Origin of the sequence: Streptomyces composti (genome assembly GCF_012034205.1) — a bacterium.
Taxonomy (GTDB): domain Bacteria; phylum Actinomycetota; class Actinomycetes; order Streptomycetales; family Streptomycetaceae; genus Streptomyces; species Streptomyces composti.
Genome location: NZ_JAATEM010000010.1, coordinates 83,133 through 99,088 on the forward strand (window position 1 = coordinate 83,133; position 15,956 = coordinate 99,088).

Here is a 15,956-nt window from a genome sequence, read left to right on the forward strand (position 1 = left end):
CTCGACGGGAACGGCCAGGGAACGGCCAGGGACAGAGATGGCGGAACGACGCGGCCGGCGCTACGCGCCCGGCTCGGGCAGCTCGGGCCGGTTGTTCGCGAGCCGGTCGCCGATGTCCCGCAGCCCCGCCAGGTCGTGGACATCGCCGGGCAGCGCGGCCACCTCCGTCACCGCCACCTCCGGGTGGAGCGCGGTGAAGCGGTCGCGTGTGCGCTGCTCGCGCGCCAGCAGGTGCATCCGTTCGGCGTGCAGCCTCAGCAGGCCCGCGGTGAAACGGTCCACCGAACGTTCCGCGTCGGCGGGGGAGCCTTCGTCGGGAGCGGTGGACTCGACGGGGTCGGCCGGCCCGGCGGAAACGCCGGGCTCGTCGCGAGCCGGTGATTCTGAACTGTCGTATGTGCTCGGGGAGTTGCCGGGAGAGGTACGAGAACCAGCTTTCCCGTCCTCCTGATCCACAATGCGGGACTCCTCAAGATTTTCCGCCGCGGCGACCGCCCGCTCGGCCGACAGCCGGTCGGCACCGCTGCCGTGCACCCGGTTGAGCACCAGACCGGCGAGCGGCATCCGCTCCGCGGCCAGCCGCTCCACGAAGTAGGCGGCCTCGCGCAGCGCGTCCCGCTCCGGGGCCGCCACCACCAGGAACGCCGTCCCCGGCGCCTGGAGCAGCTGGTAGGTGGCGTCCGCGCGCGTACGGAATCCGCCGAACATGGAGTCCATCGCCGCCACGAACGTCTGCACGTCCTTCAGCAGCTGACCGCCCAGCAGCTTGCCCAGGACGCCGGTCATCATCGACATGCCGACGTTCAGGAATTTCATCCCGGCGCGGCCGCCGGCCTTCGCCGGGGCCAGCAGCACCCGGATGAGCTTGCCGTCGAGGAAGGAGCCCAGCCGCTTGGGCGCGTCCAGGAAGTCCAGCGCGGAGCGCGACGGCGGGGTGTCCACGACGATCAGATCCCACTCGTCCCGGGCCCGCAGCTGGCCCAGCTTCTCCATCGCCATGTACTCCTGCGTGCCCGCGAAGCCCGCGGAGAGCGACTGGTAGAAGGGGTTGCTCAGGATCGCGGCGGCCCGCTCGGGGTCCGCGTGCGCCTCGACGATCTCGTCGAAGGTGCGCTTCATGTCGAGCATCATGGCGTGCAGTTCGCCGCCCGCGGAGTCGTCGATGCCCTTCACCCGGCGCGGGGTGTTGTCCAGCGAGTCGATGCCCATCGACTGGGCGAGCCGGCGGGCCGGGTCGATGGTGAGGACCACCACCTTGCGGCCCCGCTCGGCCGCGCGCAGCCCCAGGGCCGCGGCGGTGGTCGTCTTGCCGACGCCGCCCGCGCCGCAGCACACGATGATCCGGGTCTGCGGATCCTCGATCAGCGGGTCGATGTCGAGGACCCGGGCGGGGGAGAGGCGCTGACGGGCGGCTCGCTCGTGCGCCTGGGCGGCCTGGGCCGGTTCCGGACGGCTCATGTCATCCCCTGCTTCCGATGCGTCCACAACCTTCGACACGTCCGGTCGCTCGCGCGCATCCGGTCTCGTCCGGTCTCGTCCGGTCTCGTTCTGCACGGCCGGCACGTCACGGCACGTCCGGCTGGTGACGACACGCGTGGCGCGTACGGCGGGCGGCACGTCTCGTGACGGTTCACGAGACGCCCTGTCCGCGCAGCTCGCGGGCCATCTGATAGAGGGCCGCGAGGTCCACGCCGTCCGCGTACAGCGGCAGCTCGTGCAGCGGCAGGCCGAGGTCCTCCAGTACGGCGCGCTGCTCCGCCTCCAGCGCGTACCGCTCTGCGTACTCCCGCGCCTGCTCGAGCAAGGGGTCCACCAGCCGCTCGGCGTGTCCGCCGCGGCGTGCGCCACCGAGGCCGGCCGACGACAGTGCCCGTGCGACGGAGGAACGCTCGACGGTGCCGAGGAGTTCCAGGTCGGCCGGGTCCAGCAGGGCAGGACGCACCATGTTCACGATCACCCGTCCGACCGGCAGCCGGGCCGCGCGCAGCTCGGCGATGCCGTCCGCGGTCTCCTGGACCGGCATCTCCTCGAGCAGCGTCACCAGGTGCACCGCCGTCTCCGGCGACTTCAGCACCCGCATCACGGCCTGCGCCTGATTGTGTATCGGGCCGATCTTGGCGAGCCCGGCCACCTCGTCGTTGACATTGAGGAAACGGGTGATGCGCCCGGTCGGCGGGGCGTCCATCACGACGTAGTCGTAGACGAACCGCCCGCTGCGCTCCTTGCGGCGCACCGCCTCGCACGCCTTGCCGGTCAGCAGCACGTCCCGCAGACCGGGGGCGATCGTGGTGGCGAAGTCGATGGCACCGAGCTTCTTGAGCGCGCGGCCGGCGCCGCCCATCTTGTAGAACATCTGGAGGTAGTCCAGAAGGGCCAGTTCGGGGTCGATGGCGAGGGCGTACACCTCGCCCCCGTCCGGAGCGACGGCGATCTTCCGCTCCTCGTAGGGCAACGCCTCCGTCTCGAAGAGCTGTGCGATGCCCTGGCGGCCCTCGACCTCGACGAGAAGCGTCCGCTTCCCTTCCGTGGCCAGGGCCAGCGCGAGGGCCGCGGCCACCGTGGTCTTGCCGGTTCCGCCCTTGCCGCTGACGACCTGGAGCCTGCTCACGTCTTCGAGCCTAAATGCTCGGTGTGCGCCCCGGCGGCTCCGGGCCGACTTCCGCGGACATGTCACCGTTCATGTGACGGTTCACGTCACGGTTCACGCGACCGGTCAGGTCGCTGTTCATGGTGCTGTTCCTGTCGCTGTTCATGGTGCTGCCCGAAGGCCGCCCGGGCCGAGCCGGACGCCGTCGCCTGTGCGCCGGGACGGGCGGCTAGAGTCGGCCCATGACCAAGTGGGAATACGCGACTGTGCCGCTGCTCGTCCATGCCACGAAGCAGATCCTGGACACCTGGGGCGAGGACGGCTGGGAACTCGTCCAGGTCGTGCCCGGGCCGAACCCGGAGCAGCTGGTGGCCTACCTGAAGCGAGAGAAGCAGGCATGAGCACTGTCGAGACGAAGCTCGCCGAACTGGGTCTGAGTCTGCCGGAGGTCGTCCCGCCGCTGGCGGCGTACCAGCCGGCCGTGCAGTCGGGTCCGTACGTCTACACCGCGGGCCAGCTCCCCATGGTGGACGGCAAGCTGCCGGTCACCGGCAAGGTCGGTGCGGAGGTCACCGCGGAGGAGGCCAAGGAGCTGGCGCGCACCTGCGCGCTGAACGCCCTCGCCGCGGTCAAGTCCGTCGCCGGTGACCTGGACCGGATCGCGCGCGTCGTCAAGGTGGTCGGCTTCGTCGCCTCCGCCCCCGACTTCACCGGCCAGCCGGGCGTCCTCAACGGCGCGAGCGAGCTGCTCGCCGAGGTCCTCGGCGACAAGGGCGTCCACGCACGCAGCGCGGTGGGCGTCGCGGTACTCCCCCTGGACGCACCGGTCGAGGTCGAGATCCAGGTGGAACTGACCCAGGCGTGACCCGGGCCCGGACGGGCTGCCCACATGCGGTCTGTCCGGCCCTTCCGTGCCGCCGTGCGGCCTGTCCGGCCTGTCCGGCCCTTTCCGGGCCGTCGTGTGGCCTGTCCGGTCTGTCCGGCCTCTCCGGGTGGAGCCCGGGGCAGCCCTCCTGTCCGGCGGCCCGGTGGTTCGGGCGCGCCCCGCTCGCCCTGCGTTCGGGGGCGTGTCCCGCTCGCTGAGGGGCGAGGACTCATGCGCGTGCCCCCGAGCGCGGGGCGCAGCAGATGCCGGCCCGCCTGCTCGCCCCCGCGCCCGCGGACCCCCGCGGAGCGGCCCGGCACTCGAACATCCGGGCGTCAGCGGATAGCCTCCGGCCATGGCGAATGTGCAGGCTGATGGGCAGTGGTACCCGCCGGAGTGGCCGGACCGGATCCGGGCGCTCGCCAGTGGGTCGCTGACACCGGTCGCGCCCAAGCGGGCGGCCACCGTGATGCTGCTCAAGGACACCCCGGACGGCCCTGTCGTGCACATGCTTCGCCGTCGTACGTCCATGGCCTTCGCCGGCGGCGCCTACGCCTACCCCGGCGGCGGTGTGGACCCGCGCGACGACGAGCGGCAGATCCGCTGGGCGGGACCCTCCCGCACCTGGTGGGCGGAGCGGCTCGGCGTCGACGAGACGGGCGCCCAGGCGATCGTCTGCGCCGCCGTGCGCGAGACGTACGAGGAGGCCGGCGTCCTGCTCGCGGGGCCGACGGCCGACGCCGTGGTGGGTGACACCACCGGCGACGACTGGGAGGCCGACCGTGCGGCCCTGGTCGCCCGCGAGGTCTCCTTCGCGGAGTTCCTCGACCGGCGCGGTCTGGTCCTGCGCTCCGACCTGCTCGGCGCCTGGACGCGCTGGATCACCCCGGAGTTCGAGCCGCGCCGCTACGACACCTGGTTCTTCGTCGCCGCGCTGCCGGACGGCCAGCGCACCCGGAACGTCTCCACCGAGGCCGACCGCACGGTCTGGATCCCCCCGCGCGAGGCGGCCGCCGCCTACGACCGGGGGGAGCTGCTGATGATGCCGCCGACCATCGCGACCCTGCGCCAGCTGATGCCGTACAGCAGCGCGGCCGAGGCGCTCGAGGCGGCGCCCGACCGCGATCTCACGCCGGTGCTGGCCTCCGCGCGCCTGGTGGACGGCCAGATCGTGCTCTCCTGGCCGGGGCACGACGAGTTCACCAAGCACATACCGACCGGGGGAGCCCCCGCATGACGAACGCCAGCACCCTGCCGGGCCAGCCCCGGGGCCAGGTCGTCTCCGGCCCCGCGACCCCGCGCGCGGTGAACGTCCTGGCGCCCAACCCCTCAGCGATGACCCTGGACGGCACGAACACCTGGATCCTGTCCGAGCCGGATTCCTCCCTCGCGGTGGTCGTCGACCCGGGCCCGCTGGACGAAGACCACCTGCGCCGGGTCGTCGCCACGGCCGAGGAGGCCGGCAAGCGCGTCGCCCTGACCCTGCTGACGCACGGTCACCCCGATCACGCGGAGGGCGCGGGCAGGTTCGCCGAGCTGACCGGCACCAAGGTGCGAGCCCTGGACCCCGCGCTGCGGCTGGGCGACGAGGGGCTCGGCGCCGGGGACGTGATCCGCGTCGGCGGCCTCGAACTGCGGGTCGTGCCGACGCCGGGCCACACCGAGGACTCCCTCAGCTTCCACCTGCCGGCCGACCAGGCCGTCCTGACCGGCGACACCATCCTGGGGCGCGGCACGACCGTGGTGGCCCATCCGGACGGCCGCCTCGGCGACTACCTGGACAGCCTGCGCCGCCTGCGCTCGCTCACGGTCGACGACGGCGTGCACACCGTCCTGCCCGGTCACGGGCCCGTGCTGGAGGACGCCCAGGGCGCCGTCGAGTACTACCTCGCGCACCGCGCCCACCGCCTCGCCCAGGTCGAGACCGCCGTCGAGGACGGCTACCGCACGCCTTCCGAGGTGGTCGCCCATGTCTACGCGGACGTGGACCGTTCCCTGTGGCCGGCCGCGGAGCTGTCCGTACGCGCCCAGCTGGAGTACCTGCGGGAGCACGGGCTGATCTGAGTACCCTGGACGCCTGAACCACGGAAACAGCAGCCGCCCCGGCGGTCCGGAGACAGCCGCCCCGGCGGTCCGGAGACAGCGGCCCCGGCGGTCCGGCAACAGTAGCCCCGGGGGCCGGAACGGCAGCCCCCTGCCCCGGCGGCCCCGGAGCACGGCCGAGCCCCGCCTCCCGTACCGGCGGGGGTGGGGGCTCAGGCGTACGACGTAGAGAACAGGTGCGGGGAAGAGGCGTACGGAAGGGCCCGGCGTCAGCGGGAGCGCTTCGCCAGGCGCTCCACGTCCAGGAGGATCACCGCGCGGGCCTCCAGGCGCAGCCAGCCGCGCTGGGCGAAGTCCGCCAGGGCCTTGTTGACCGTCTCGCGGGAGGCGCCGACCAGCTGGGCCAGCTCCTCCTGGGTCAGGTCGTGCACCACGTGGATGCCCTCCTCGGACTGCACGCCGAAGCGGCGGGACAGGTCCAGCAGGGCGCGGGCAACTCGGCCCGGGACGTCCGAGAAGACCAGGTCGGACATGGCGTCGTTGGTCTTGCGCAGGCGGCGCGCGACGGCCCGCAGCAGGGCCGTGGCGACCTCGGGGCGGGCGTTCAGCCAGGGCTGGAGGTCGCCGTGGCCGAGGCCGAGCAGCTTGACCTCGGTCAGCGCGGTGGCCGTGGCCGTGCGCGGGCCCGGGTCGAAGAGCGACAGCTCGCCGATGAGTTCGCCGGGGCCGACGACGGCGAGCATGTTCTCGCGGCCGTCGGGGGAGGTGCGGTGCAGCTTGACCTTGCCCTCGGTGACCACGTAGAGCCGGTCTCCGGGGTCGCCCTCATGGAACAGGGAGTCGCCCCGTGCCAGGGTCACCTCACTCATGGAGGCGCGAAGCTCCGCGGCCTGCTCGTCATCGAGCGCCGCAAAGAGCGGGTTCCGCCGCAGAACGTCGTCCACGAGTTATCTCCTTGTCGACCTGCTCGGGGGATCTTGCTCCCCCACGTACCAGGGGACCGTGGTGCCCATTTTGCCTGACGGTCCAAACAGTGTGATCTGTCACAAGGATGCCGCACCGTCCCGCCGGGGTACGCGGCAGGGGTCCAATTGGGCGCCGATCTTCCGGGTCCGGGGCGGATGTCGGTGCCGGGCCGTAGGCTGGCCGGGTGTCCAAATCGCCGGTGAGAGCACAGGCAGAGGGGGCTGCGCGGGTGGCGGTAGGTCGCGATTCCGCTGTGGGCGAACAGAGCCCCGATAGCGGTAGGGAAACGACGGAAGCGGCGAGGAAGGCCGCCGCCGAGCGGGCGGCCCCTGCCGGGAATCCGGCTGTGCACGAGGCTGCGGCGCAGGAGGCGACGGCATCGGCCGAGCAGGTGGCGGAGGGGGCCGCGCCTGCCGAGCAGGCGACAGCGCAGCCCGCGACGACGAAGAGGGCGGCCACGAAGAAGGCGGCGGTGAAGAAGGCTGCTGCCCAGCAGTCCGCCGCGAAGAAGACTGCCGCGGAGAAAACTGCCGCGAAGAAGACCGCCGCCAAGAAGACCTCCCCCGCGAAGCCTGCTGCAAAGAAGGCCGCACCGGCGAGGAAGGCTGCCGCCAAGAAGGCCGCACCGGCGAAGAAGGCCGCCGTCAAGAAGGCCCCCGTGGCCGGGAAACCCCTCGTCGCACCCAAGAAGGCCACCGCCGCGGTCAAGGCCGCGCCCGCGAAGACCGTCGTCCGCCCTGGCAAGGGCGAGTCCCGCACCGCGCTGGTGCGCCGCGCGCGCCGGATCAACCGCGAGCTCGCCCAGGTGTACCCGTACGCCCACCCGGAGCTGGACTTCGAGAACCCCTTCCAACTGCTGGTCGCCACCGTCCTGTCGGCCCAGACCACGGACCTGCGCGTCAACCAGACGACCCCGGCCCTCTTCGCGAAGTACCCCACCCCGGAGGACCTGGCCGCAGCCAACCCGGAGGAGGTGGAGGAGATCCTCCGCCCCTGCGGCTTCTTCCGCGCCAAGACCCGCTCGGTGATGGGCCTCTCCAAGGCGCTGGTGGAGAGGTTCGGCGGTGAGGTCCCCGACCGCCTCGAGGACCTGGTCTCCCTGCCCGGCGTGGGCCGCAAGACCGCCTTCGTGGTGCTCGGCAACGCCTTCGGCCGGCCCGGCATCACCGTGGACACCCATTTCCAGCGCCTGGTGCGCCGCTGGAAGTGGACGGACGAGACCGACCCCGACAAGATCGAGGCGGCCGTCGCGGCGCTGTTCCCCAAGAGCGAGTGGACCGATCTGTCGCACCACGTGATCTGGCACGGCCGCCGCATCTGCCACGCCCGCAAGCCCGCCTGCGGCGCCTGCCCCATCGCCGCGCTCTGCCCCTCGTACGGTGAGGGCGAGACGGACCCGGAGAAGGCGAAGAAGCTGCTGAAGTACGAGAAGGCCGGCCTGCCGGGCCAGCGTCTGAAGCCGCCGCAGGCCTACCTGGACGCGGGCGGCCGCCCCGCACCCCCGCTGGGGGCCGGATGAGCGGATGCGGCAGCCGCCGCCGGCACGGCTGGGCCGCGGAACGATCTCGGGGCCCCGGGGCGTTGCATCCGCAGGACCAGACACGCCTCTGCGGGCCGGGACGAGTGGGGTGGCGATGACGCGGGCGAGCAACACCCGGGGCGGGCCGGTGACGATCACCAAGGAGGACCTGCCCGAGTGGCTGGACCCGGTGGTGCGGGCGGCGGAGACGATCGCTCCGCGCCAGCTGAGCCGCTTCCTGCCGCCGGAGAACGGCTCGGGCCGCCAGTCCGCCGTGCTCATCCTGTTCGGCGAGGGCGAGCGGGGCCCCGAGCTGCTGCTGATGGAGCGGGCGGGATCGCTGCGCTCGCACGCCGGGCAGCCGTCCTTCCCGGGCGGGGCGCTCGACCCGGAGGATGGTGATCCGCTCGGCGACGGGCCGCTGCGGGCCGCGCTGCGCGAGGCCGAGGAGGAGACCGGGCTCGATCCGGCCGGTGTCCAGCTCTTCGGCGTGCTGCCGAAGCTCTACATCCCGGTGAGCGGCTTCGTGGTCACGCCGGTGCTGGGCTGGTGGCGCGAGCCCAGCCCCGTCGGCGTGGTGGACCCGAACGAGACGGCCCGGGTCTTCACCGTGCCGATCGAGGATCTGACCGACCCGGCCAACCGTGCGACCACGGTTCATCCCAGCGGCTACAGGGGGCCGGCGTTCCTGGTTCAGTCGGCTCTGGTGTGGGGCTTCACCGCGGGGGTCATCGACCGTCTGCTGCACTTCGCCGGATGGGAGCGCCCCTGGAACCGCGACCGGCAGGTCCCCCTGGACTGGCGGTCATGACAGGGTGGGCGCCGGAGCGAGGCGAATGACGAGGCGAGGCTTGAAGCGGTGAACGTGCTGGACATCCTGCTGCTGATCGCCGCTGCCTGGTTCGCGGTGGTCGGCTACCGCCAGGGCTTCGTCGTCGGCATCCTGTCGGTGATCGGGTTCCTGGGCGGCGGACTCGCCGCCGTGTACGTGCTGCCCGTGATCTGGGACGCCCTCACGGACGACGCCGAGGTCGGCACCACCGCGGCCGTGGTCGCGGTGGTCGTGGTGATCGTGTGCGCCTCCGTCGGTCAGGCGCTGACCACGCACCTCGGCAACAAGCTGCGCCGCTACATCTCCTGGTCCCCGGCCCGGGCGCTCGACGCGACCGGCGGCGCCCTGGTGAACGTGGTGGCGATGCTGCTGGTCGCCTGGCTAATCGGCTCGGCGCTCGCCGGTACGACGCTGACCGCGCTGGGCAAGGAGGTGCGCAGCTCCAAGGTGCTGCTCGGGGTGTCCCGGGTGCTGCCGGACCGCGCCGACACCTGGTTCGCCGACTTCTCCTCCATCCTCGCCCAGAACGGTTTCCCGCAGGTCTTCAGCCCGTTCGCCAACGAGCCGATCAACGACGTCCAGCCCCCGGACCCGGCGCTGGCCGACAGCCCGGTGGCCGCCCGCGCCCAGCGTTCCATCGTCAAGGTGATGGGCACCGCCGAGAGCTGCGGCAAGGTGCTGGAGGGCACCGGGTTCGTCTTCGCCGACCGCCGGGTGATGACCAACGCCCACGTGGTGGGCGGTGTCGACGAACCGACCGTGCAGATAGGGGGCGTGGGCCGCAGATACGACGCCACGGTCGTGCTCTACGACTGGGAGCGCGACATCGCGGTGCTCGACGTGCCGGACATGAAGGCCCCGCCGCTGCACTTCTCGTCCAGGGACGCGAGCAGCGGTGACAGCGCGATCGTCGCCGGTTTCCCGGAGAACGGCGCGTACGACGTGCGTTCGGCGCGCGTGCGCGGCCGCATCACGGCCAACGGCGCGGACATCTACCACCGGGGCACGGTCCGGCGCGATGTGTACTCCCTGTTCGCCAACGTCCGGCAGGGCAACTCCGGTGGCCCGCTGCTGACGCCCGAGGGGGAGGTTTACGGCGTGGTCTTCGCCAAGTCCCGCGACGACGCCGAGACCGGGTACGCGCTCACCGTGGACGAGATCCGGGAGGACATCGCCAAGGGGCGTGCCGCCAACCGCGAGGTGGACAGCGACAGCTGCGCGCTGTGAGTGGGGCGCGAGCGGCGTGGCGGGGCGCCGGCAACGGGCGGGCGGCGGTCAGCCCTTGGGGTGGCGCAGGCGTACGGAGACCCAGCGGGCCCGGCGACGGAGAATGCGCGGGATTCCCACCCTGAGGGTCGTACCTGCCATCTGCGGTGCACCGCCTCGCTGGTGGGTTCCGACACCGCTCGCCGAGCGGCGATTGCGGCTTGCGTCACTGTAGTCGTGCGTCCAGCCCATACCCCGACGTCTGCCCCCGCCCCAAGGTCGATAACCGCCTGACGGGTGCCCAATTGGCTTATGCGCGGGGCAAGTACGGGCCGCGTCCGATCGGTTACCGATCCGGCTCGGGGTCCTTCAGCCAGTTGACCAGTTCTGTGGAGAAAGTGACCGGATCCTCCTCGTGGGGGAAGTGTCCGAGTCCGTCGAACAGCCGCCAGCGGTAGGGCGCCTCCACGTACTGGCCCGAGCCGGCCGCGCTGCGGGTGCGGATCACCGGGTCGAGCGAGCCGTGCAGATGCAGGGTGGGCACCCGGACCGGCCGCTTCATCCGCCGGTTGAACTGGAAGCCGTCGGGGCGGGCCAGCGAGCGCACCAGCCAGCGGTAGGGCTCGATGGCGCAGTGGGCCGTGGAGGGGATGCACATGGCCCGCCGGTAGACCTCCAGGGCCTTCTCGTCCGGCAGGCCCGGCCCCGACCAGTCCTGGATCAACCGGGCGACCAGGGCGCCGTCGTCCGCGGTGAGCCGCCGCTCGGGGATCCAGGGGCGCTGGAACCCCCAGATGTGGGAGAGCGCCGCCGACTGCCGCACATCGGCGAGCATCGCGGCACGCCAGCGCCGCGGGTGCGGCATGGACACGACCGCGAGTCGCCGCACCAGCTTGGGGCGCATCGCCGCCGCCGTCCACGCCAGGTATCCGCCCAGGTCGTGGCCGACCACCGCGGCGTCCGGCTCGCCGAGGGACCGGATCACCCCGGTGAGGTCCAGGGCGAGGTTGGCCGGGTCGTAGCCGCGGGGGGTGCGGTCGCTGCCGCCCACGCCCCGCATGTCCATGGCGACAGCACGGAACCCGGCGTCGGCCAGCGCGGTCAGCTGGTGCCGCCAGGTCCACCAGAACTGCGGGAAGCCGTGCAGCAGCAGCACCAACGGCCCGTCACCCGCTTCCGCGATGTGGAAACGGGCGCCATTGGCGGCGACATCCCGGTGGGTGACCTCGGCCCCGGGGACGTCGAGGCGTACGACCGAGGCGCTCTGCTCCGGGAAAGGGGCTGGGTCCGTCATGAGGACGAGCGTGCCACAGCCTCGATGGCCTCCGGGGCCCGGTCCTGCGGCAGTTCCTTGCGCTCCGGGCGCGGGTGCGGCTTGGCGTTCTGCAGCACGCCCGCCGTCTCCTTCACCGACGCGGCGACCTTCTGCGGGCCGCGGCCCTGCTTGGCCTTCTTGGCGAAGACCACGCCGATCAGCCCGAGCAGGCCGGCGATCAGCACGTTCGCCGCGAACGACAGCAGGAAGCAGACCGCGAGGTTCCAGCCGCTCCAGGTGCGGATGCCGTACGCCAGGGCGAAGTTGAGCATCGGCAGGGAGAACAGCAGCAGGACCCCGGCCGCCAAGAAGGCGCCGCCGCTGGTCGCGCCCCGCTTGACGTCCTGCCTGAGCTGCGTCTTCGCCAGCGCGATCTCGTCGTGCACCAGCGCCGACATCTCTGCCGTCGCGGTGGCGAAAAGCTGTCCGATGCTGCGTTCGGCGCCGACCGGGCTGCCGTCGGGTGCGCTCATCGCGGTCTCCCTCTCCTGCCGACCGAGGTGCTGGCTCGTCTGCCGGCTCGTCTGCGTGCGGTGGTGACGACTTCCGTCCCGCTTTTGTACCGTCTCGTCAGATCATGCCCGACGGTCCCCGTCCTCGCCTGCCCCGCCCGCCACTTCAGCAAGCCGCTGTCGTTCGGCGGCCTTCTCCTCGGCGAGCCGCCGGTGCTCGGCGGCCTTCCGCTCCAGGAGCCCGGCCATGCGCAGGTGGTACTCCGGGTCGTCCGCCTCGTAGACGTCCGGGATCCCGTCGTGGTCCTCGTCGCGCTCCTCCTCCTCGGCGATCCTGCGGTAGGTGGCGTTGCGCAACTTCAGCAGCACCGACGCCAGCAGGGTCGCCAGCAGCGAACCGGTGAGGACGGCGGCCTTGACGCCGTCCGTCATCGCCGGATCCTTCTCGAAGGCGAGCTCGCCGATGAGCAGCGACACGGTGAAGCCGATCCCGGCGAGCACGGCCACCGCGAACACGTCCGACCAGGCCAGGTCGTCGCTGAGCGAGGCCCGGGTGAAGCGGGCCGTCAGCCAGGTGCCGCCGAAGATGCCCAGTGCCTTGCCGACGACCAGGCCGAGCACCACGCCCAGCGTCTCCGGGGTGGTGAACACCTTCCCGATCGCCTCGCCCGAGACGGTGACACCCGCGCTGAACAGCGCGAACAGCGGCACCGCGAGGCCCGCCGACAGCGGTCGCACCCGGTGCTCGATGTGCTCCCCCGGCGAGTGCTCCTCGCCCTCCCGGCGGTGGCAGCGCAGCATCAGGCCCATGGCGACACCGGCGATGGTGGCGTGGATGCCGCTGTTGTACATCAGCGCCCAGATCACCACCGCGAGCGGCACGTACACGTACCAGCCGCGCACCCCCTTGCGCAGCAGCAGCCAGAACACGGCCAGGCCGGCGACGGCGCCGCCGAGCGCCGGGAAGTTCAGCGACTCGGTGAAGAACACCGCGATGATCAGGATGGCGAAGAGGTCGTCGACGACGGCCAGGGTGAGCAGGAAGGCCCGCAGCGCGCTCGGCAGGGAGGTGCCGATGACGGCGAGCACGGCGAGCGCGAAGGCGATGTCGGTCGCGGTGGGCACCGCCCAGCCGGCCAGCGACCCGCCGCCGACGCCCGCGGTGATCGTGTAGACGACGGCCGGAGCCGCCATGCCGCACAGCGCGGCGACGACCGGCAGCGCCGCGGCCCGCGGATCGCGCAGATCACCGGCGACCAGCTCGCGTTTCAGCTCGATCCCGGCCACGAAGAAGAAGATCGCCAGCAGTCCGTCGGCCGCCCAGTGCGCCACCGACAGGTTCAGCCCCAGTGCCGCGGGGCCGAAGTGGAAGTGGCTGACGCTCTCGTAGCTGTCGTGCAGGGCGGGAACGTTCGCCCAGACCAGCGCGGCGACCGCGGCGATCAGCAGCAGGACGCCGCCGACGGTCTCGGTGCGCAGCGCCTCCGCGACGAAGTTCCGCTCCGGCAGCGAGAGCAGCCCGAAGACCTTGCGCGAGGAACGCGAGGAACCCGAGGAAGAGGAGGAAGAGGGGGTGCGGGACGGAGCGGACACAGCGGGGATCTCCAGGTCGGGGGACAGCACGGACACACATGCCGACCAGACTTCCCGGCGCACCATGACGATCTTGGACTTGTCCTACGCGCATTCGAGCTTACCCGTGGACCTCGCAAAGCGTGCAGGGCGGGGCGCCCGCCCGCGGGAGCGGGACGATCACCGTGAGGCGGGACGACCAGCGCGAGAAGCTGGAACGACTCCGCCCTCGGGCGGGTGGAGCAGCGCGGCAGGGCGGCGCCGGTCCGGGCAGCACACCAGGTTGAGCGAGACGCGTTGTCCGTGATCCCGGCTGCCCGTCCGGGTGACGCGTGAAGGGCCGGGACCGGTGATCCGGTCCCGGCCCTTCAGCCGGAGGCTCAGTCCTCGCTGGGTGCCTGCGGCAGCTTCGCCTGGATGAGGTCCATGACGGTGCTGTCGGTCAGGGTGGTGACGTCACCCAGCTGGCGGTTCTCCGCCACGTCGCGCAGCAGCCGGCGCATGATCTTGCCGGAGCGGGTCTTGGGCAGCTCCGCGACCGGCAGGATGCGCTTGGGCTTGGCGATCGGGCCGAGCGTGGCGCCGACGTGGTTGCGCAGCTCGGCGACCAGGTCCTCGGTCTCGTCGGCGGTGCCGCGCAGGATCACGAAGGCGACGATCGCCTGGCCGGTGGTCTCGTCGGCCGCGCCGACCACGGCCGCCTCGGCGACCGACGGGTGGGAGACCAGGGCGGACTCCACCTCGGTGGTGGAGATGTTGTGCCCGGACACCAGCATCACGTCGTCGACCCGGCCGAGCAGCCAGATGTCACCGTCGTCGTCCTTCTTGGCACCGTCTCCGGCGAAGTACTTGCCCTCGAAACGGGACCAGTAGGTGTCGATGAACCGCTGGTCGTCGCCCCAGATGGTGCGCAGCATCGACGGCCAGGGCTCGGTGAGGACCAGATAGCCACCGCCGCCGTTGGGCACCGGGTTCGCCTCGTCGTCGACGACGGTCGCGGAGATGCCGGGCAGCGGGCGCTGTGCCGACCCGGGCTTGGCCTCGGTGACGCCGGGCAGCGGCGAGATCATCATGGCGCCGGTCTCGGTCTGCCACCAGGTGTCCACCACCGGCGTGCGGTCGGCGCCGATGTTCTTGCGGTACCAGATCCACGCCTCGGGGTTGATCGGCTCACCGACGGAGCCCAGCACGCGCAGGCTGCTGAGGTCGAACTTCGCGGGGATGTCGTCGCCCCACTTCATGAACGTCCGGATCGCGGTCGGCGCGGTGTAGAGGATGGTCACGCCGTACTTCTGCACGATCTCCCAGAAGCGGCCCTGGTGCGGGGTGTCGGGCGTGCCCTCGTACATGACCTGCGTGGCGCCGTTGGCCAGCGGGCCGTAGACGATGTACGAGTGGCCGGTGACCCAGCCGACGTCGGCCGTGCACCAGTAGACGTCGGTCTCCGGCTTGAGGTCGAAGACCGCCCAGTGCGTGTACGCCGTCTGGGTGAGGTAGCCGCCGGAGGTGTGCAGGATGCCCTTCGGCTTACCCGTGGTGCCCGAGGTGTAGAGGATGAACAGCGGGTGCTCCGCCTCGAACGCCTCCGGGGTGTGCTCGGTGCTCTGACGGTCGACGAGGTCGTGCCACCACACGTCGCGGCCCTCGGTCCAGGCGACCTCCTGGCCGGTGCGGCGGACCACGAGGACGTGCTCGACCTGGTCCACCCGGTTGACGGCCTCGTCCACGGCCGGCTTGAGCGCGGAGGGCTTGCCGCGCCGGTAGCCGCCGTCGGCCGTGATGACGACGCGGGCGTCGGCGTCCTCGATGCGGGTGGCGAGTGCGTCCGCCGAGAAGCCGCCGAAGACCACCGAGTGGGCGGCGCCGATGCGAGCGCAGGCCAGCATCGCGATCGCCGTCTCGGGGATCATCGGCATGTAGACGGCGACCCGGTCGCCCTTGCGGACTCCCAGCTCCAGCAGGGCGTTGGCGGCCTTGGAGACCTCGTCCTTGAGCTGGGCGTAGGTGATGGCGCGGCTGTCGCCGGGCTCGCCCTCGAAGTGGATGGCGACCCGGTCGCCGTGGCCGGCCTCCACGTGCCGGTCGACGCAGTTGTAGGCGACGTTGAGCTCGCCGTCCTTGAACCACTTGGCGAACGGCGGGTTCGACCAGTCGAGGGTCTCGGTGGGCTCCTTGGCCCAGGTCAGTCGGCGGGCCTGCTCGGCCCAGAAACCGAGCCTGTCAGCCTTGGCCTGTTCGTACGCCTCAGCCGTGACGTTGGCGTTCGCGGCCAGGTCAGCGGGCGGCGCGAAGCGACGCTCCTCCCTCAAAAGGTTGGCCAGGCTCTCATTGCTCACGGCATCTGCCTTTCCCAGGGTGTCCGTTCAGGGTGTCCGTTGTGTCCCAGGCCACAGCTCATCAGACCCGAGGGTGCGCTGACAAGGGTCGACGGCACATTGGTTTAGACCTGTCCGGTGTGCGGTCTGTTTGCTGTGTTCGGGGCTCGCGGCTCGGACCGGTGTGCCCGGTCACCCCTTCCCACGGGCGGCGGAGCAAGCCGGTTCAAGGGGTGTAACGCCCCTCACACCGGACGGTCGGGGCAGGGCACCCGGACGGGTGC

General features: G+C 71.8%; 15 protein-coding genes. 7 read left to right on the forward strand and 8 right to left on the reverse strand.

The annotated features are described in order from the left end of the window. Positions 1-60 precede the first annotated feature (60 nt). Positions 61-1,458: an ATPase BagB gene (bagB, locus tag HCJ93_RS10255; protein WP_167993320.1), complete on the reverse strand. Its 1,398-nt coding sequence runs from the start codon at positions 1,456-1,458 to the stop codon at positions 61-63. Positions 1,459-1,630: 172 nt separating this feature from the next. Next, on the reverse strand, positions 1,631-2,608 hold the full coding sequence (gene bagA / locus HCJ93_RS10260; RefSeq protein WP_167993321.1) for an ATPase BagA: 978 nt from the start codon (positions 2,606-2,608) through the stop codon (positions 1,631-1,633). A 221-nt stretch (positions 2,609-2,829) separates the two neighbouring features. On the opposite strand from bagA, the gene sp36 reads away from it, so the two are divergent. The 4 genes from sp36 (at position 2,830) to HCJ93_RS10280 (ending at position 5,516) form a co-directional block, all read left to right on the forward strand. Then, positions 2,830-2,988 (forward strand): Sp36 family protein, encoded by a 159-nt coding sequence (gene sp36 / locus HCJ93_RS10265; protein WP_009189813.1) that lies wholly within the window; start codon positions 2,830-2,832, stop codon positions 2,986-2,988. Next, positions 2,985-3,452, forward strand: coding sequence for a RidA family protein (locus HCJ93_RS10270; protein WP_167993323.1), 468 nt, complete (start codon positions 2,985-2,987; stop codon positions 3,450-3,452). Before sp36 ends, HCJ93_RS10270 begins: the two co-directional genes overlap by 4 nt. Positions 3,453-3,807: 355 nt before the next feature. Continuing rightward, entirely contained in the window at positions 3,808-4,689 is an 882-nt protein-coding gene (locus HCJ93_RS10275; RefSeq protein ID WP_167993325.1) for an NUDIX hydrolase, read from the forward strand. Further along, the gene (locus HCJ93_RS10280) at positions 4,686-5,516 is read left to right on the forward strand and encodes an MBL fold metallo-hydrolase (protein WP_167993326.1); all 831 of its coding nucleotides are present in this window, start codon (positions 4,686-4,688) and stop codon (positions 5,514-5,516) included. Before HCJ93_RS10275 ends, HCJ93_RS10280 begins: the two co-directional genes overlap by 4 nt. 248 nt (positions 5,517-5,764) lie before the next feature. Here HCJ93_RS10280 and HCJ93_RS10285 read toward each other — a convergent pair whose 3' ends face one another. Beyond that, positions 5,765-6,439 (reverse strand): Crp/Fnr family transcriptional regulator, encoded by a 675-nt coding sequence (locus tag HCJ93_RS10285; protein WP_010031945.1) that lies wholly within the window; start codon positions 6,437-6,439, stop codon positions 5,765-5,767. A 494-nt stretch (positions 6,440-6,933) separates the two neighbouring features. Here HCJ93_RS10285 and nth point away from each other — a divergent pair, with 494 nt between their 5' ends. From nth to HCJ93_RS10300, 3 genes are all read left to right on the forward strand, one after another. Then, positions 6,934-7,980, forward strand: a complete 1,047-nt coding sequence (nth, locus tag HCJ93_RS10290; RefSeq protein WP_167993477.1) for an endonuclease III — start codon at positions 6,934-6,936, stop codon at positions 7,978-7,980. Between the two features lie 115 nt (positions 7,981-8,095). Further along, positions 8,096-8,791: an NUDIX hydrolase gene (locus HCJ93_RS10295; RefSeq protein WP_167993328.1), complete on the forward strand. Its 696-nt coding sequence runs from the start codon at positions 8,096-8,098 to the stop codon at positions 8,789-8,791. 48 nt (positions 8,792-8,839) lie between these two features. After that, a complete protein-coding gene (locus HCJ93_RS10300) occupies positions 8,840-10,039 on the forward strand; it encodes a MarP family serine protease (RefSeq protein ID WP_167993336.1) in 1,200 nt (399 codons plus the stop codon). Positions 10,040-10,087: 48 nt separating this feature from the next. Here HCJ93_RS10300 and HCJ93_RS29385 read toward each other — a convergent pair whose 3' ends face one another. The 5 genes from HCJ93_RS29385 to acs all read right to left on the reverse strand — a co-directional run bounded on the left by HCJ93_RS29385 (position 10,088) and on the right by acs (position 15,693). Continuing rightward, on the reverse strand, positions 10,088-10,270 hold the full coding sequence (locus HCJ93_RS29385) for a hypothetical protein (protein ID WP_167993337.1): 183 nt from the start codon (positions 10,268-10,270) through the stop codon (positions 10,088-10,090). 94 nt (positions 10,271-10,364) lie between these two features. Further along, positions 10,365-11,312: an alpha/beta fold hydrolase gene (locus HCJ93_RS10310; protein WP_167993339.1), complete on the reverse strand. Its 948-nt coding sequence runs from the start codon at positions 11,310-11,312 to the stop codon at positions 10,365-10,367. Then, positions 11,309-11,806, reverse strand: a complete 498-nt coding sequence (locus HCJ93_RS10315) for a phage holin family protein (RefSeq protein ID WP_167993341.1) — start codon at positions 11,804-11,806, stop codon at positions 11,309-11,311. The genes HCJ93_RS10310 and HCJ93_RS10315 overlap by 4 nt, the downstream gene beginning before the upstream one ends. 102 nt (positions 11,807-11,908) lie before the next feature. Next, on the reverse strand, positions 11,909-13,444 hold the full coding sequence (gene nhaA, locus HCJ93_RS10320) for a Na+/H+ antiporter NhaA (RefSeq protein WP_167993342.1): 1,536 nt from the start codon (positions 13,442-13,444) through the stop codon (positions 11,909-11,911). Between the two features lie 293 nt (positions 13,445-13,737). Beyond that, positions 13,738-15,693: an acetate--CoA ligase gene (gene acs / locus HCJ93_RS10325; protein WP_167993344.1), complete on the reverse strand. Its 1,956-nt coding sequence runs from the start codon at positions 15,691-15,693 to the stop codon at positions 13,738-13,740. Between the last annotated feature and the right edge of the window lie 263 nt (positions 15,694-15,956).